The sequence below is a fragment of the Micromonospora sp. WMMA1949 genome (genome assembly GCF_027460145.1).
Classification (GTDB): domain Bacteria; phylum Actinomycetota; class Actinomycetes; order Mycobacteriales; family Micromonosporaceae; genus Micromonospora.
The window spans coordinates 2,626,302-2,641,716 of record NZ_JAPZBG010000001.1 but is presented as its reverse complement, the minus strand read 5'-3'; the positions used below and the strand labels follow the sequence as shown (position 1 = coordinate 2,641,716).

15 protein-coding genes are annotated in these 15,415 nt (G+C 74.4%); 8 read left to right on the top strand and 7 right to left on the bottom strand.

Annotated features, from left to right (window positions below; all coding sequences use genetic code 11):
• Positions 1-53 precede the first annotated feature (53 nt).
• Positions 54-632, top strand: coding sequence for a winged helix-turn-helix domain-containing protein (locus O7607_RS12460; RefSeq protein ID WP_269703297.1), 579 nt, complete (start codon positions 54-56; stop codon positions 630-632).
• An 86-nt stretch (positions 633-718) separates the two neighbouring features.
• Entirely contained in the window at positions 719-1,666 is a 948-nt protein-coding gene (locus O7607_RS12455) for an L-threonylcarbamoyladenylate synthase (protein WP_269706957.1), read from the top strand.
• Here O7607_RS12455 and O7607_RS12450 read toward each other — a convergent pair.
• On the bottom strand, positions 1,663-6,159 hold the full coding sequence (locus tag O7607_RS12450; RefSeq protein WP_269703296.1) for a cation-translocating P-type ATPase: 4,497 nt from the start codon (positions 6,157-6,159) through the stop codon (positions 1,663-1,665). The two genes, O7607_RS12455 and O7607_RS12450, sit on opposite strands and share 4 nt — an antisense overlap.
• Before the next feature lie 159 nt (positions 6,160-6,318).
• On the opposite strand from O7607_RS12450, the gene O7607_RS12445 reads away from it, so the two are divergent.
• The 4 genes from O7607_RS12445 (at position 6,319) to O7607_RS12430 (ending at position 9,603) form a co-directional block, all read left to right on the top strand.
• Positions 6,319-7,695 (top strand): MFS transporter, encoded by a 1,377-nt coding sequence (locus O7607_RS12445; protein WP_269703293.1) that lies wholly within the window; start codon positions 6,319-6,321, stop codon positions 7,693-7,695.
• A gap of 286 nt (positions 7,696-7,981) precedes the next feature.
• Complete coding sequence (locus tag O7607_RS12440; RefSeq protein WP_269703291.1) at positions 7,982-8,761, top strand: SDR family oxidoreductase; 780 nt, start codon at positions 7,982-7,984, stop codon at positions 8,759-8,761.
• A gap of 36 nt (positions 8,762-8,797) precedes the next feature.
• Complete coding sequence (locus O7607_RS12435; RefSeq protein WP_269703290.1) at positions 8,798-8,995, top strand: hypothetical protein; 198 nt, start codon at positions 8,798-8,800, stop codon at positions 8,993-8,995.
• A gap of 59 nt (positions 8,996-9,054) precedes the next feature.
• Positions 9,055-9,603, top strand: coding sequence for a YbaK/EbsC family protein (locus O7607_RS12430; RefSeq protein WP_269706956.1), 549 nt, complete (start codon positions 9,055-9,057; stop codon positions 9,601-9,603).
• Between the two features lie 36 nt (positions 9,604-9,639).
• On the opposite strand, the gene O7607_RS12425 is transcribed toward O7607_RS12430, so the two are convergent.
• From O7607_RS12425 to O7607_RS12410, 4 genes are all read right to left on the bottom strand, one after another.
• Complete coding sequence (locus O7607_RS12425; RefSeq protein WP_269703288.1) at positions 9,640-10,272, bottom strand: DsbA family oxidoreductase; 633 nt, start codon at positions 10,270-10,272, stop codon at positions 9,640-9,642.
• Between the two features lie 20 nt (positions 10,273-10,292).
• The gene (locus O7607_RS12420) at positions 10,293-10,718 is read right to left on the bottom strand and encodes a SufE family protein (RefSeq protein WP_013283255.1); all 426 of its coding nucleotides are present in this window, start codon (positions 10,716-10,718) and stop codon (positions 10,293-10,295) included.
• Positions 10,719-10,798: 80 nt separating this feature from the next.
• Positions 10,799-11,218 (bottom strand): CBS domain-containing protein, encoded by a 420-nt coding sequence (locus O7607_RS12415; protein WP_269703286.1) that lies wholly within the window; start codon positions 11,216-11,218, stop codon positions 10,799-10,801.
• 54 nt (positions 11,219-11,272) lie between these two features.
• Positions 11,273-13,042, bottom strand: a complete 1,770-nt coding sequence (locus tag O7607_RS12410; RefSeq protein ID WP_269703284.1) for a proline--tRNA ligase — start codon at positions 13,040-13,042, stop codon at positions 11,273-11,275.
• 174 nt (positions 13,043-13,216) lie between these two features.
• On the opposite strand from O7607_RS12410, the gene O7607_RS12405 reads away from it, so the two are divergent.
• Positions 13,217-13,594: a VOC family protein gene (locus O7607_RS12405; protein ID WP_269703282.1), complete on the top strand. Its 378-nt coding sequence runs from the start codon at positions 13,217-13,219 to the stop codon at positions 13,592-13,594.
• Positions 13,591-14,364: a class I SAM-dependent methyltransferase gene (locus tag O7607_RS12400; protein WP_269703280.1), complete on the top strand. Its 774-nt coding sequence runs from the start codon at positions 13,591-13,593 to the stop codon at positions 14,362-14,364. Before O7607_RS12405 ends, O7607_RS12400 begins: the two co-directional genes overlap by 4 nt.
• Here O7607_RS12400 and O7607_RS12395 read toward each other — a convergent pair.
• Together O7607_RS12395 and O7607_RS12390 are read right to left on the bottom strand one after the other, a co-directional pair.
• Positions 14,339-14,533: a DUF397 domain-containing protein gene (locus O7607_RS12395; protein ID WP_269703279.1), complete on the bottom strand. Its 195-nt coding sequence runs from the start codon at positions 14,531-14,533 to the stop codon at positions 14,339-14,341. The genes O7607_RS12400 and O7607_RS12395 overlap by 26 nt on opposite strands.
• The gene (locus O7607_RS12390; RefSeq protein WP_269703277.1) at positions 14,524-15,327 is read right to left on the bottom strand and encodes a helix-turn-helix domain-containing protein; all 804 of its coding nucleotides are present in this window, start codon (positions 15,325-15,327) and stop codon (positions 14,524-14,526) included. Before O7607_RS12390 ends, O7607_RS12395 begins: the two co-directional genes overlap by 10 nt.
• Positions 15,328-15,415: the final 88 nt, after the last annotated feature.

Below are 15,415 nucleotides of genomic sequence, written 5' to 3'. Positions count from 1 at the left end.
GAGTTGTCAGACCAGAGTTATCGAACGAACCAGAATCTTAGAACGGTCGAGAAATGTCGGTCAATGAGCGAGTCCCGGACTACGACCTCGACGATCTGCTCGTGGTCACCGCTCCGGAGCAGCTGCGTGCGCTCGCCGACCCCCTGCGGAGCACGCTGCTCGAACTGCTCCTGGAGCGCGCCGCCACGGTGAACGAGATGGCCCGCGCCGTCGACCGGCCCAAGAGCAGCGTGGCGTACCACGTGAACCAACTGGTGGACGCCGGTCTGCTGCGCGTGGTGCGGACCCGGCGGGTACGCGCGATCGAGGAGCGCTTCTACGGGCGGGTGGCCCGCACCTACTACGTCGGCGCGCTCACCCGCGCGGAGGACAAGCAGGTGGTGTCCCGGATCAACGGGCTCGCCGAGGCAGCCGCCGAATCGGCAGCCGCACATGCCGCCGACGAGCTGCGGTGCACACTCGTGCACGCGCGCATCCCGATCGAGGACGTCCGCGAGTTCTGGGCCGAGGTGCAGGCACTGGCCCGGCGGTTCGCGCAGATCCCCCGCGCCGGGGACCAGGTGTACGGCTTCGCCGCCGGCCTCTACCCGACCGACGCGCCCACGCTCCCCGACACGGACCCACGCGACTGACGGACGCACCGGACGGCAGGGTCGTGCCGGGGCGGCGCCCCGGGCAGGCTAGCGTCGGACGCGTGAGCACCGGATCCCTGCGCGTCCTGCCGGCCGAGAGCGGCATCGACGAGGCAGCCGCCGTCCTGCGCGCCGGCGGGCTGGTCGCCTTCCCCACCGAGACGGTCTACGGGCTGGGCGCGAACGCGCTGGACGCCCGGGCCGCCGCGCGGATCTTCGAGGCGAAGGCCCGGCCCAGCTTCGACCCGCTGATCAGCCACCTCGCCGACGCCGCCGATCTGGCCGCGCTGGTGGGCGAGGTGCCCGCGGCGGTGGCCGAACTGGCGAAGCGGTTCTGGCCCGGCCCGCTCACCCTGATCGTGGACCGGCCGGAGATCATCCCGCCGATCGTCACCTCCGGCCTGGACACCATGGCGGTACGCGTACCGGACGAGCCGTCGGCGCGGGCGCTGATCGCCGCTGCGGGCGTGCCGGTGGCGGCGCCGAGCGCCAACCGCTTCGGCCAGCTCAGCCCCACCCGCGCCGAGCACGTGGTGGCCGGGCTGGGCGGCGCCGTGGACGTGGTGCTCGACGGTGGGCCCACGCGGTGCGGGATCGAGTCGACGATCGTGGACGCCCGCGGTGACCGGCCGGTGGTGCTGCGGCTGGGCGCGCTGCCGATCGAGGCGCTCGTCGAGGCGGTCGGGCCGGTCGAGGTGCGCCAGGGCAGCTCCGGTCAGCCGGTCGCGCCCGGGACGCTGGCCGCGCACTACGCCCCGCGTACCCCGTTGCGGTTGGGCGCGGCGACCGAGCCCGGCGAAGGCCGGAGGGGCTTCCTGGCCTTCCGGGAACCACCGGCGGACGGCGACTGGGCGGCGGTGGAGGTGCTGTCGCCCGACGGCGACGTGACGGCGGCGGCGGCGCGCCTGTTCGACGCGCTGCACCGGCTCGACGCGGCCGGGGTTACCGAGATCGTCGCCGAGCCGGTACCGGAGACCGGCGTGGGCCGGGCGATCAACGATCGGCTGCGCCGCGCCGCCGCCACCTGGCACTAGGACTGGTCGGCGTCGGGTCGCGGATGCGAGCCGGGCTGCGGCAGACGGTCCACCAGCTTGGTCAGCGCGCCGTTGGCGAACGTCGCGCCGAGCGCCGAGCCGGTGGCGATGGTCCAGCCCACCGGGCCGAGCGGGGTGCAGCCGAAGAACTGGCTGACCCCGGGCGTCTGCACCACCGCCACGAGCACGCCCACCGACGCGGCGGTGGCGACGAGCACGCTGGGGCTGGTGCCGCCGGCCAGCACCGTCTGCCCGAGCTGCGTGCCGATCAGCGAGGCCAGCGCGACGGTGCCGGCCCGCCGCTGGGTGCCGGTCCACCTGGCGATCGTCCAGCCGGCGGTCGCGCCCAGCGTGGTCGCCGCCGCGCGCAGCCCGATCTCCCGGGTCATGGTGACGCCGAGTGAGGAGTCCGGCCCTTCCCGCAGCAGATGGTCGGCGCTGTCGTCGGCCGGCGGGCGGACCGCGATGGCGAGCGCGGGCGCCAGGTCGGTGAGCAGGTTGACCAGCAGCAGTTGCCGGCCGGTGAGGGCGGACCGGCCGGTCGCGGCGGCGGTCAGCACGCTGAACGCGATCTCGCCGAGGTTGCCGCCGACCAGGATGCTCAGCGCGTGGCGGACGGACGACCACATGGCCCGCCCCTCGACCAGCGTGGCGATGATCGTCTCCAGCCGGTCGTCGGTGACCACCAGGTCGGCGGCGGCGCGGGCGGCGGGAGTGCCGCGCTGACCGAGAGCGATGCCGACGTCGGCCAGCCGGATCGCCGGGGCGTCGTTGGCGCCGTCACCGGTCATCGCGACGGTGCGGTCCTGGCGCTGCAACGCCTGGATGATCCGTACCTTGTGGGCGGGCGTGCAGCGCGCCACCACGTCGGTGGCCATCAGGCGCTCGGCGAGCGCGGCGTCGTCCAGCCGGTCCAGGTCGCTGGCGGTGACCACGCGCTGCCCGCCGTCGTCCGGGCTGATCGTGGCGGCGATCGCCTCGGCCGTGGCCGGGTGGTCGCCGGTGATCATGACGGTGTGCACGCCCGCGGCCCGGATCCGGGCCACCGCCGGCCGGGCGCTGTCCCGCACCCCGTCGGCGAGCGTCAGGAAACCCACGAAGACCAGCCCGACGACCTGCTCGTCGCTCACCTGCTCGGTGGAGACCGGGCACTCGGCCACGGCGAGGATGCGGTGCCCGGCGCCGGCCCGCCCGGCCAGCATGGCCTGCACCTCCTCGCGTCCGGCCGCGTCGAGCGGCCGGTCCCCTTCGGCGGTGCGCCGGGACGCGCAGCGCGGCAGCACCGACTCGGGGGCGCCCTTCACGCTCAGCAGCAGCCCGCCGGCGGTGCGGCCGACCGCGGCGCTGTAGCCCCGGGACGGCTCGAACGGCAGCCCGGCCGTGGCGGTCCAGTCCGCCGCGCCGGTCCGCTCGTCCACCCCGGCGGCGTCCGCGCCGTGGCGTACCGCCCGGTCGGTCTGCTGCGGCAACTCGTCCGGGTCGGCGGCGGACGGGGTGGCCCGCACTGCGGCGCCCAGCGTCGACCGGAGCGACTCGTCCAGTTCGTCCAGCACGGCGTACCGGCCGTCACCGGTACCCACCCCCGCCAGCAGCAGCTTGCCCTCGGTGAGCGTGCCGGTCTTGTCGAAGCAGAGCACGTCGACCCGGCCCAAGGCCTCGATGGTCCGGGGGTTGCGGACCAGGGCGCCGTGCTCGGCCAGCCGCCGCGCCGCCGCCAGCTGCGCGGCGCTGACCAGGAACGGCAACCCCTCCGGCACCGACGCCACGGCCAGGTTCGCGGCGGTCGCCGCCGTTTCGGCAAGGGGTACGCCCCGAAGCAGCCCCGCCCCTGCGACCGCGATCGCCGAGGCGGCCGCCAGGGGTACGGCGCTGCTTGTCAGCTTGCCGAGCCGGGCCTCCACACCACTGGCGGGCGGGGCCTGCCGGGCCATGGCGAGGCTCCGCCCGGCCTCGGTCTCCGCACCGGTCGCCACCACCACCGCGGTGCCGAGTCCGGCGGCGACGGTGGTGCCCTCGAACAGCATCGAGTGCCGTTCGGCGATGGCCGCCGCCACCACCGGTTCCGGGCTCTTCGCCACCGGCAGCGACTCGCCGGTCAGGGACGACTCGTCGGCCTCCAGCCCGTCGCTCGTCAGCACCCGGCAGTCGGCCGGTACGGCGTCCCCGGAACTGACGGTGATCACGTCGCCGCGTACCAGCTCCTCGGCGGGGACCACCCGCTCGGTGCCGTCCCGCAGCACCCGGGCGGTGACCGCCGAGCGGGACAGCAGCTCGGCCAGGGACCGTTCGGTGTTGCGCTGGTGCACGGCGCCGACCAGGGCGGAACCGCCCACCACGCCACCCACCAGCGCGGCGTCGACCAGCGAGCCGAACGCGGCGGAGAGCACCGCACCGGCGGCCAGCACCGGGGTGAGCGGGTTGGACAGCTCCTCCACGAACGCGCGGAGCAGCCCGGCCGGACCGTGCTCGTCCCCGACCTCGACGCGCCGGCGCCGGGCCGCCTCGTCCTCGGCCAGCCCGGACGGGTCGGTGGCGAGCTGGTCCAGGACGGTCTGCACCGGCATGAGATGCCACGCGGTGAGCGAGGGCATCGGTGCGCCGGTCCGGTCCGGCAGCCGGTGCGCCCGGAACACGCCGTGCGCGAACGCGAGCGCCGCCGCGCCGTTCACCGCCGCCAGGGTCGGGCGGGGCAGCCGTCGCCGGTCGGCGGTGAACGCGGCGAGCGCGCCGAGCCCGCTGCCGGCCATGGAGATCCGGACGTTCTGCGCGGTCATCCGGCGGGCCACCCCGGCGGCGTCGATGAGCAGTGCGGGTACCCGCAGATCGTCACCGACCAGCAGGTGCGCGCCCCACGGCGGCAGGTCGTCCGGGCCGTACACGCCGAGGCCGCAGTCCGACGCGGCGAGCGCCGACCGCTCACCGGAGACCACCATCACCGTCGCGCCCTCGCGTTGCAGGTCGTGCACCGCGTCGGCGAGGTCGGGACCGCCGGGTACGAGCAGGTCGGCGAAGTCGTACCGGCCGTCGTCCGCGCCGCCGACCACGAGCCGCAGGCCCGCCTGCCGGGCGGCCGACGCGAGCGCGTCCACGCCGGGCGCGGGCTCCGGCTCGACCCGCAGGACGGCGGCGAGCCGGCCGTTCTCGGCCAGCCCGAGCAGCCGTCCACCGTCGGCGCGCAGCCGGGCGCTGTCCGGCGTGTCCCCGGGATCGTCGGCGCCGAGCCGGTCGAGCGGGCCGATCCGCCAGCCGTCGGCGGCGCGTACGGCGTCCGGCTCGGCCGGGTCGAACAACGCGAACGCCCGGGCGGCGACCTGCCCGGTGTCGGCGTCGGCCAGCGGCGCGAGGTCGGCAAGGACGCCCCGGTCCGACCCGAGCACCGCCGCGTCGAGCACCACCGTGTCGATCCGGTCCAGCTCCCGCAGCACGCTGCGGTCCATCGCGATCACGCCACGCCGGGCGAGCATCCGGCCGAGCTGGGCGCCGTACCCCTCGCGGCCGGAGCCGGGCGCCTTCGGCAGCGAGGACAGCGCCAGCGCGGCGGCCCGCTTCGGCCCCAGCACCGGCAGCGCCGCCGCCCCGGCGACCGCGCCGGCCGGAAGCACCCGCTTGGCGTACCGCTCGGGCTGACCGTCCGGCACCGGGCAGGGCCGTTCGCCGTCCGGCACCCGGGCCACCGCCCGCTCCGGGTCACCGGTCAGGTGCGGCTCGGCCCGCCGCCACGCGGCCAGTTGCGCGGCACCCTCGCCCCACTGCACCACGCGCTGCGCGCCGTCCAGCACGATGCCGGCCCAGCCGCCGGTCAGGCCCTGCACCACCGCCTCGGCCAGCGGGAACAGCACCTCGGCGCGCGGGTCCGCGCGGATGCCCAGACCGGCCAGCGCGTGCAGTTTCGGGTGCAGGTCGACCGCGCCGAGCAGCCCGGCGACCTCGGCCGGAATGGGGGTGAGCGGCAGCACCCGGGTAGCCGCGGAGATGCTCAGCCCGAGCACGTCGGACAGCAGCGCGCCGAACGTCCGCGCGGTACGCGGTCCGTCCTCGGGCGGTTGCGGCGGCTCGATCTCCGGGTCCGGCTCGTACGGGCAGGTCCGCTCGACGCGCGCCACAGTGGCGATCAGGTCGCGCAGCTTCGGCGCCGGTTCACCGGTCGCCACCACCACCCGGCCCGACGGCGCGTTCACCCGCGCCCAGGTCACCCCCGGCGTCGACTCCAGCGCCGCCTCGACCTGACGGGCCAGCCGGTCGCCGCCGTCCTGGCAGACGCCGTGCACCTCGATGTGGTGGCGGCCGTCCTGCGACCACACCCGGCGGCTGGTCAGCCCGGTGAGGCGGGCCAGCCGGGCCGCGGCCGTACCGACGCTGCCCGCCACCTCGCTGACCCGGGCCGGCACGGCGTCCGTGGGCAGGGCCGAGCCGACGGTACGCGCGACACGCGCGGCGGCTTCCGGTACGACCGTCGGTGACAGCAGGAGGCCGGCGAACCGTCCCAGCGCCATCTCGCCTCCCGGTCTCGTCCCGGCGGCCCGACTTCCCGGCGCGGCGTCCGTTATGCCACCCCGACGGCGGAAGTTTCCGGGCGTGCGCCGCTGCTTCCGCCGGACGAGACACGCGCCACAGTTGACCTCAACCAGGGGTGAGGTCCCAGGCTGAACGCCATGACCAGTACCACCGCCGTACCGGCTGACCCACCCGTCGACCTCTGGTCGCCGCGCCTGCGGGCGATGACTGTGGGCAGTGTCGCCCTGGTGTCCCTGCTCGCGTTCGAGGCGCTGGCGGTGGGCACCGCCATGCCGACCGTGGCGCGCAGCCTCGACGGACTCGGCCTGTACGCGCTGGCGTTCGGCGGCCCGTTCGCCTCCGGCGTGGTGGCGATGGTCGCCTCCGGCATCTGGTGCGACGCGCGCGGACCACGCCAGGCCATGTGGCACGGGGTCGTCTGGTTCGTCGCCGGGCTGGTGGTGGCCGGCGCCGCGACAACCATGGAGGTGCTGGTCGTCGGGCGGGTGGTGCAGGGCTTCGGCTCCGGACTGGTCTCGGTGGCGCTGTACGTGGTCGTCGGTCAGGCGTACCCGGAGCAGTTGCGGCGGCGGATCTTCGCCGCGTTCGCCGCGGCCTGGGTGGTGCCGTCGCTCGTCGGCCCGGCGCTGGCCGGGCTGATCGTGGAACATCTGGGCTGGCGATGGGTGTTCCTTGCGGTGCCGGCGGTGGCGATCCCGGCGGCGCTGCTGGTCCAGCCGGGGCTGCGCGCGCTGACCGCCACCGTGGCGACCCGGCCGCCGGCCGGCGCCCTGGCCCGGATCGGCTGGGCCTGCGGGGCGGGGGCGAGCGCCGCACTGCTGCACTACGGGGGGCAGCAGCGCGGCGTTCTCGCCGCCGGCCTGATCACCGCGGCGCTGGCCGGGCTGCTCGTCTGCGTACCGCACCTGCTGCCGACCGGTTTCCTGCGCGCGGCACGGGGACTGCCGACGGTGATCGGGCTGCGCGCGCTGGCGTCGGCGGCGTTCGTGGCCGCCGAGGTGGTGATCCCGCTGATGCTGTCCCGGGAGCGCGGTTTCTCGCCCACCGGCGCCGGCCTGGTGCTGACCGTCGGCGCGTTGTCCTGGTCGGTGGGCTCGTGGATCCAGGGCCGGATCGGCTCACCCCGCTCGGCGGCGACCCTGCCCCGGGCCGGGCTGGCCTGCATCGCGATCGGTACGGCGGGCGTGGCGTCGGCGCTGGTGCCCGGCCTGCCGGTGCTGCCGGCCGTGCTGAGCTGGTCGGTGGCCGGGCTGGGCATGGGGCTGCTCTATCCGTCGCTGTCGGTGCTCACCCTGGAGCAGTCCGCCCCGGCCGAGCAGGGCCGCAACAGCTCGGCGCTGCAGTTGGGCGACTCGCTCGCCGCCGCCACCGTGCTGGCGCTCACCGGCGCGGTCCTGGCCGCCGGTGCGTCCCCTGGCCCGGCCGGCTACGCGACCACGCTGGCCGTGGCAGCCGCCTGCGGCCTGCTCGGCCTGCTGCTGGCCGCCCGCGTGGTCCCCCGCCCCACCCCCTGACCCTCACCCCGCCCACCCTCGGCCCACCCGCCCGCCCGGCGCCCGCCCGTGCCTCTGCCGTTGATCAAGGAGTTTGTGTCCGACGAGGGGCCGTCATCCGACACAAACTCCTTGGTCAACTTGGTGGGGGGCGGGCGGGTGGAGCGATCCGGGTCGCGAGGGCCGTCGGGTGGCGCAGGATCGGGGTGGGGTGGCGTCGAGCGGGTCGCTGTCACGATCCGGGTCGGCGTCCCGTCCCACCGTGGAGCCGCGGTGTGGCGGCTGCGCGTGTGCGGGAGGAGTGGCGATGCGGGTGCTGGTGACCGGGGCGACCGGACGGCTCGGGCGGGTGGCGGTGCCACGGCTGCGGGACGAGGGCTTCACGCTGCGGGCGGTCAGCCGCCGGCCGCGTACCGGAGACGGGGTCGAATGGGTGAGCGCCGACCTGGCCACCGGCGCCGGGCTGGCGGAGGCGGTCGCCGGGGTGGACGCGGTGCTGCACCTGGCCTCGTCGCCCAACCGGCGCACCCACGACGTCGACGTGCTCGGCACCCGCCGCCTGGCGGTGGCCGCCGGTCACGCCGGGGTGCGTCACCTGGTGTTCGTCTCGATCGTCGGCGTCGACCGGGTGCCGCTCGGCTACTACCGGCACAAGCTCGCGGCCGAGCAGGTGGTGGCCGCCGGGCCGGTGCCGTGGAGCGTGCTGCGGGCGACCCAGTTCCCGGAGTTCCTGGAAGGGCTGCTGAGCGGCGCGAGCCGGCTCGGCCCGGTGATCGGGGACCGGGCCGTGCTCGCCCAGCCGGTCGACCCGGTCGACGTCGCGGACCGGCTCGCGGTGCTGTTGCTGGCCGGGCCGTCGCACCGGGTGGAGGACTTCGGCGGACCGGAGGTGCTGCGCTACGACGACGCGGCCCGCGCCTGGCTGGCGGCCCGGCGGGTCCGCCGTCCGCTGCTGCCGGTCCGGATCCCCGGCCGGCTCGGGCGGGAACTGCGTGCGGGTGGGCTCACCACGACCGCCACGCCGACCGGCAGCCGGACCTGGGCCGACTACCTGGCGGACACGTACGGGGGAACCGGCGGAAGATGAGAACCGGTCGGGTCCGCGCCGGCCTACGGTGACCGCATGCTGGTCTTCGTCGCCACAGTGCTCCTCTACGTCTTCGGTTTCGTCTTCCTCTACGGCGTGATCCGGGTCGGCGTCCGGCACGGCATCGAGGACGCCGAGGCGAACCGTCCCGAGGTGCTGCGCCGCCGGCAGCTCACCACCACCGAGAACCGGGACTTCGCCCAGGAGAACGCGTTCCTCACCAATCCCAACTGAAGGGCGGGGGCGGGGTCCGGCCGGTCGATCCGCCGGGTGGGTGCGAGGATCGCGGCATGATGGGGACGCTGAAGACGGAGCCGGCCCGCACGCGGCTCGACCTGCTGGCCCCGCCGGTCGCCGCGGCGCTGCAGGAGTGGCCGGCCGAGGCTCCGGTGGACGTGGACGAGGTGCTGGTCGCCCCGATCGACGCCGACCTGGCCGACACCGCTGCCTTCTGTGAGGCGTACGAGGTGGGGCTGGAGGAGTCGGCCAACTGCGTGGTGGTCGCCGGCAAGCGTGGCGGCGAGACCCGGTACGCGGCCTGTGTCGTGCTCGCCACCACCCGCGCCGACGTGAACGGCGTGGTCCGCAAGCTGCTCGACGTGCGTAAGGCGAGCTTCGCGCCGATGGCCGAGGCGGTCGAGCGCAGCGGCATGGAGTACGGCGGCATCACGCCGATCGGCCTGCCGGCGGACTGGCCGATCCTCGTCGACTCCCGGGTGATCGCCACACCGCACGTGATCATCGGATCGGGCGTACGGCACAGCAAGATCGCCCTGCCCGGGCCGGCGCTCGGCGCACTGCCCGGGGCGAGGGTGGTGGAGGACCTGGCCAAGCCGGCCTAGGTCCTCATCCGCATCGATCTTGTTCCACGTGAAACATCAGGCTGCCGCTTCGCGCTGCGCCACCTCGCGCAGCGCGGCCAGCAGCGTCTCCGGCTCCTGCGCACCGGTGACCGCGTACTTCCCGGCCAGCACGAACGTCGGCACGCTGGAGACGCCGAGCTGGTGCGCGGTGCTCAGGTCGGCGGCGACCTCCCGGCGACCCAGGTTCGACTCCAGGTACTGCCGCGCCTCGGTCTCGTCCAGCCCGGCCTCGCCGGCCAGCGTGACCAGCGCGTCGATCGAGCCGACGTCGACGCCGTCGTGGAAGTGCGCCCGGTAGAGCCGCTCGACCATCTCGGCGGAGCGCCCGTGCTCAGTGGCGAAACGCACCAGCCGGTGCGCGTCGAACGTGTTCGCGGCCACCGCCCGGTCGAACCGCAGGTCGAGACCCGCGCCCGCGGCGACGCCGGTGACGTGCGCGGCCATGCCCTCGGCCTTCTCCCGGCCGCCGAACTTGTCGCCGAGCGCCTCCAGCAGCGGCTTCGGCTCGGTGACCGGCGTCGGGTCCAGCTGGAACGGCCGGAACCGGACAGTCACCTCGCCGTCGTACGACTCCAGAGCCTGTTCCAGTCGGCGCTTGCCGATCCAGCACCAGGGGCAGACCACGTCGGCGTAGATCTCGATGTCCATGACCAGCGACAACCCGCGGGTCAGGAGATCTGTTCCCGGACCTGGCGCTTGAGCCGGGCCAGGATGGCGGTGCCGCCGCGTACCCGCAGCGGGCTGATCGCCTGCGCCAGGCCCATCCGCTGGTACAGGTCGTCCGGTACGGCGAGCACCTCCTCGGCGCTCGCCCCGGCCAGCCCCTCGGCGAGGATGCCGGCGAACGCCCGGGTGGTGGGCGCCTCCGGCGGGCAGTCGAAGACAGTGCTCACCGTCTTGTCGGCGTTCACCTCGGCGCGCAGGAAGAACGCGGTCTGGCACTCGGGGACCTGCTCCAGCTCCTCCCGGTTCACACCCTCGGGCAGGGGCGGGATCACGTCCGCGAACTCCAGCAGCATCTCCAGGACGACGTCGCGGGGCGCGGCGGCGAACTCGTCGACGATCTCGGCCAGCTTGGTCGGCATCTCGGGCATGGGTCGAGGCTATCCGCCGTGGCGCGTCGTCACCCGGCGGTGCCGGGCGGGGCCCCGCCGCAGGCGTGCGGGGCCCGCACTCACACGTTCGGCGCGGCCTCGCTGATGTCGCTGAGCGCCGACTGGGGGTCGAGCTGCATGGCGAGGTCGCCGAGGGAGACGATGCCGACGAGCTTGCGGTCGCTGTCGCAGACCAGCACCCGGCGGATGTTGCGCTCGCGCATCAGCGCCGCCGCCTCGCTCGCCGTGCAGTGCTGCTCGATCATCACCACCTCGCGGGTGATGATCGAGCCGATCGTGGTGGTGCCGGGGTCGGCCCGCTCGGCCACCGCCCGGACCACGATGTCGCGGTCGGTCAGCATGCCGGCCAGCGTGGCGCCGTCGGTCACCACCACGTCGCCGATGTCCGACTCCTTCATCACCCGGGCCGCCTCGTCCAGCGGGGTCTCCGCGGAGAGGTAGATCACCTGCCTGGTCATCACGTCACTGACGCGGTACATGAGAGCCTCCGAACGCCTCGGTCGATCCGTTTGCGGTACCCGGTGGCGCGTTCGCTACACCCCGTCGCGGCGCGTCGCGCCCACATCGGCGCGCAGGCGCTCCACGATGGCCTCCACCGGTAGCTCGGTGCGCTCGCCGGTGGCCCGGTCGCGCAGTTCCACGTACCCGTCAGCCAGGCGACGGCCGACCACGACGGCGCGCGGGATGCCGATCAGCTCGGCGTCGGTGAACTTCACCCCGGCGGACACGTGCGTGCGGTCGTCGACCAGCACGCGCAGGCCGGCGGCGGCGAGGCGCCCGCCGAGGTCGAGCGCCGCGTCGAGTTGCGGCCCCTTCCCGGCGGCGACCAGGTGTACGTCGCACGGCGCCACAGCGGCCGGCCAGACCAGCCCTCGGTCGTCGTGGTGCTGCTCGGCCACGGCGGCGACCGCCCGGGAAACGCCGATGCCGTAGCAGCCCATGGTGGGCCGGACCGGCTTGCCCTCGGGGCCGAGCACGTCGACCGCGAACGCGTCGGTGTAGCGGCGTCCGAGCTGGAAGATGTGCCCGACCTCGATGCCCCGCCGGATGGTCAGCTCGCCGTCGGCGCAGGCCGGGCAGGGGTCGCCGGGCCGCACCTCGGCGGCCTCGATCGTGCCGTCGGGTACGAAGTCCCGCCCGCACACCACGTCGGTGGCGTGCCGGCCCGGCTCGTTCGCGCCGGTCAGCCACGCGGTGCCGGGCACCACGCGGGGGTCGACCAGGTAGCGGATGCCGTGCTTGGCGAGGATCTGCGGCCCGATGTAGCCGCGGATCAGCTCCGGGTGGGCGTCCCAGTCCTCGAAGACCGCCACTGTGGCCGGGGCGAGCACCGCCTCGACCCGCTTGAGGTCCACCTCGCGGTCGCCGGGCAGGCCGATCACCAGCGGCTCGGCCCGCTCGGCGCCGGGGCGGCGGACGGTGAGGACCACGTTCTTCAACGTGTCGGCGGCGGTCCAGCCGGTGCGCCCGCCCAGTTTCCGGGCCTCGGCCAGCTCGACCAGGGCGGCGATGGTCGGCGTCTCCGGGGTGTCGTGCACCTCGGTGGGCGGGTGCGCGTCCGGGTCGCCAGCGGCCGGGGCACGGGTCACGACCGCCTCGGTGTTCGCCGCGTAGTCGCAGGCGGTGCAGCCGACGAACGTGTCCTCGCCGACCGGCGTGGCGGCCAGGAACTCCTCCGACGCGGACCCACCCATCGCGCCGGACATCGCGTGGACGGTGGCGAATTCCAGCCCGAGGCGGGTGAAGATGCGTTCGTAGGCGGCGCGGTGCCTGTCGTACGCCGCCTGTAGCCCGGCCTCGTCCAGGTCGAACGAGTAGGCGTCCTTCATCAGGAACTCGCGCCCGCGCAGCAGACCGGCCCGGGGGCGGGCCTCGTCGCGGAACTTGGTCTGGATCTGGAACAGCGTCACCGGGAAATCCCGGTACGACGTGAACAGGTCTTTCACCAGCAGCGCGGCCAACTCCTCGTGGGTCGGCGCGAGCAGGTGGTCGGCACCCTTGCGGTCGGCGAACGTGAAGATGTCGTCCCCGTACTCGGTCCACCGCCCGCTGGTCCGGTACGGCTCGGCCGGGAGCAGCGCCGGGAAGTGCACCTCCTGGTCGCCGATCGCGGTCATCTCGTCCCGCACGATCGCGGTGATCCGGTCCAGCACGAGCTTGCCCAGCGGCAGCCACGTGTAGCCGCCCGGCGCGGCCCGGCGCACGTATCCGGCGCGCAGCAGCAGCCGGTGGCTCGGCACCTCCGCGTCGGCCGGGTCCTCGCGCAGGGTCCGAAGCAGCAGGGTCGACATGCGCAGCAGCATTGCCGCAGCTTATGGCGCGAGCGGACGGCCGTGCGACCCCTTTCGGTGTCGGGTGGGGACCGATCGCCGCCAGTTCGGCGAGGTGGCGGTATCGATACCAGCCGGATGCCGCCACCCCGCCGAGCCGGCGCGGACGGGCCGGTAAATGTCGCGGGGGTCCGGTAGGAATGCGGCATGGCTGAGCGACCCCTGATGAAGCTGACGACCACGGTGCTGGACGCGCCGTCCGCAGAGGACCTGGCCGCGTTCTACGAGCGGCTGCTCGGCTGGACCCGGCGCGAGGAGGAACCCGAGTGGGTCGTCCTCGCCCCGCCGGAGGGCGGCCACTGGCTGGCGTTCCAGGACGAGTCGGCCTATGTGCGGCCCGTGTGGCCGGCCGGTCCCGGTGACCAGCAGATGTCGGTCCACCTGGACATCAAGGTCGACGACCTGGAGGGGGCCGTGGCGTACGCGGTGTCGGTCGGCGCGACGCTGCCCGACTTCCAGCCGCAGGACGAGGTCCGGGTGCTCCTCGACCCGGCCGGTCACCCGTTCTGCTTCTACCTCTCATGACGGGCGACGTCATCGCGTCGGCGCTCGCCACCAGCCAGTACGCGACGACGACCGGCAACCTGACCGCGCGCATGGCACTGCACTCGTACGGCACCAACCCCCAGGGCTGGTTCGGCTGGCTGGGCGAGCGGCTTCCACTGGCCGGGGACGTCCTGGAGGTCGGCGCCGGCACCGGCGAGCTGTGGCACCGGGTGAGTCATAGCGGCCGGCTCACAGTCACCGACTTCTCGCCCGCCATGTGCGCGCGGCTGCGCGAGGTGCCCGGCGCTCGGGTGCTGCGGTGCGACGCCACGTACCTGCCGTTCCGCGCCGGCACGGTCGACGCGGTGATAGCCAACAGCATGCTCTACCACCTGGACGACCCGGACGCCGCGCTGCGCGAGTTCGCCCGGGTGCTGCGCCCCGGCGGCCGGCTGGCTGTCGCCGTGAACGGCCGCGACCACACGGCCGAGCTGAACACGCTCGGCCCGGTGATCGGGTGCCCCGACCTGGCCGTCCGGTTCCACCACCGGAACGACGTCACCGCCGAGGCGACACCGGCCCGTGTCGCCGCCCACTTCGACGACGTGACCGTCGAGCGCTACCCGGACGAGCTGGTGGTGCCCGCCGCGGAGCCGATCCTGGCGTACGTCGCCAGCATGATCGGGCCGCTCACAGTGGCGGAGGAGTTGGCCGCGCGCGCGGCGATCGAGGCCCGCATCGACGCCGACGGCGCCTTCCGGGTACGCAAGCACACCGTGCTGATCAGCGCGACGCGCGGCTCCCGCTGACCCGGACGAAGGTGCGCCAGGCATCGGGCGTGAAGGTGAGCACCGGCCCGGCCGGGTCCTTGCTGTCCCGCACCCCGACCACCCCGGCCAGATTGTCCGCCACCTCGACACAGTCGCCCTGGGTGCCGCTGCGTGTGGACTTCCGCCAGATCGCTCCGGTCAGCTCCACGAGGTCATCACGTCCTTCATCAGCTCGACCGACTGTCGGCGCGGTAGTGCCTCGCTGCGGACACTCTCCCATCTGGACAGCAGGATAGCCACGTCCTCGTCCTTGTCGACCACGACGCCGCCGAGTTGGTTCTCCAGGTGACCGACCCAGCCGCCGTCTGTTCCCCGGGCCAGTGCGAACGGTCCGACCAGGCCGACGTGCATGGTGACCGAGGCCGGCACGATGTGGATGTCGACGTGCGGGCGCTCGGCGCACTCGACGAGGTGCGCGATCTGCTCGGCCATGAGTCCGCGACAGCCCTCGTCGGCGCGGCGCAGGATGGCCTCCTCGATGACGGCGATGTACTTCGGGCGACCCGGGTCGGACAGGATGGACTGTCGGTCGAGCCGTACTCCAAGCCGCCGCTCCACCTCGTCGTCGCTGATCAGATCATCGGTGCGGATCATCGCGCGGGCGTAGTTCTCGGTCTGGAGCAGTCCGGGCACCAGGGTCGGTTGGTAGGTGCGCAACTGCTGGGCCTGGCGTTCGGCTTCCAGCCAGGGGCGGAACCAGCTCGGCTGGCCGTCGCGCTCGGCGAGCTTGAGCAGCGACATCAACAGCCCGCCGGTGCCGAGCACCTCGTCGGCCCGGGCGAGGAAGAACCGGTCGAGCGGCCGGTGGCCCAGCTCCACCGCCGACACCTGGGAGCCGGAGAAGTGCACGAGCCTCCCGAACTCCTCCTGGCTCAGCTCGGCCCGCACTCGCAGCCGCCGCAGTTGCGCGCGGATCAGCTCGGCGGTCGGCTCGTTCTCCACACGTCCTCCCCAGTCCGCCGCCGGTCCCCCGGCCGGTTCCCGGACCGGCCGTGACGGCTTCCGAGCGTAGTGGTGTGGTCAGCAGACT

Coding starts and splice junctions, on each gene's coding strand:
- O7607_RS12435 (WP_269703290.1), top strand. CDS start 8,798: ATGCTGGTCTTCGTCGCCACAGTGCTCCTCTACGTCTTCGGTTTCGTC.
- O7607_RS12445 (WP_269703293.1), top strand. CDS start 6,319: ATGACCAGTACCACCGCCGTACCGGCTGACCCACCCGTCGACCTCTGG.
- O7607_RS12420 (WP_013283255.1), bottom strand. CDS start 10,718: ATGCCCGAGATGCCGACCAAGCTGGCCGAGATCGTCGACGAGTTCGCC.
- O7607_RS12410 (WP_269703284.1), bottom strand. CDS start 13,042: ATGCTGCTGCGCATGTCGACCCTGCTGCTTCGGACCCTGCGCGAGGAC.
- O7607_RS12450 (WP_269703296.1), bottom strand. CDS start 6,159: ATGGCGCTGGGACGGTTCGCCGGCCTCCTGCTGTCACCGACGGTCGTA.
- O7607_RS12440 (WP_269703291.1), top strand. CDS start 7,982: ATGCGGGTGCTGGTGACCGGGGCGACCGGACGGCTCGGGCGGGTGGCG.
- O7607_RS12405 (WP_269703282.1), top strand. CDS start 13,217: ATGGCTGAGCGACCCCTGATGAAGCTGACGACCACGGTGCTGGACGCG.
- O7607_RS12460 (WP_269703297.1), top strand. CDS start 54: ATGTCGGTCAATGAGCGAGTCCCGGACTACGACCTCGACGATCTGCTC.
- O7607_RS12400 (WP_269703280.1), top strand. CDS start 13,591: ATGACGGGCGACGTCATCGCGTCGGCGCTCGCCACCAGCCAGTACGCG.
- O7607_RS12430 (WP_269706956.1), top strand. CDS start 9,055: ATGGGGACGCTGAAGACGGAGCCGGCCCGCACGCGGCTCGACCTGCTG.
- O7607_RS12415 (WP_269703286.1), bottom strand. CDS start 11,218: ATGTACCGCGTCAGTGACGTGATGACCAGGCAGGTGATCTACCTCTCC.
- O7607_RS12425 (WP_269703288.1), bottom strand. CDS start 10,272: ATGGACATCGAGATCTACGCCGACGTGGTCTGCCCCTGGTGCTGGATC.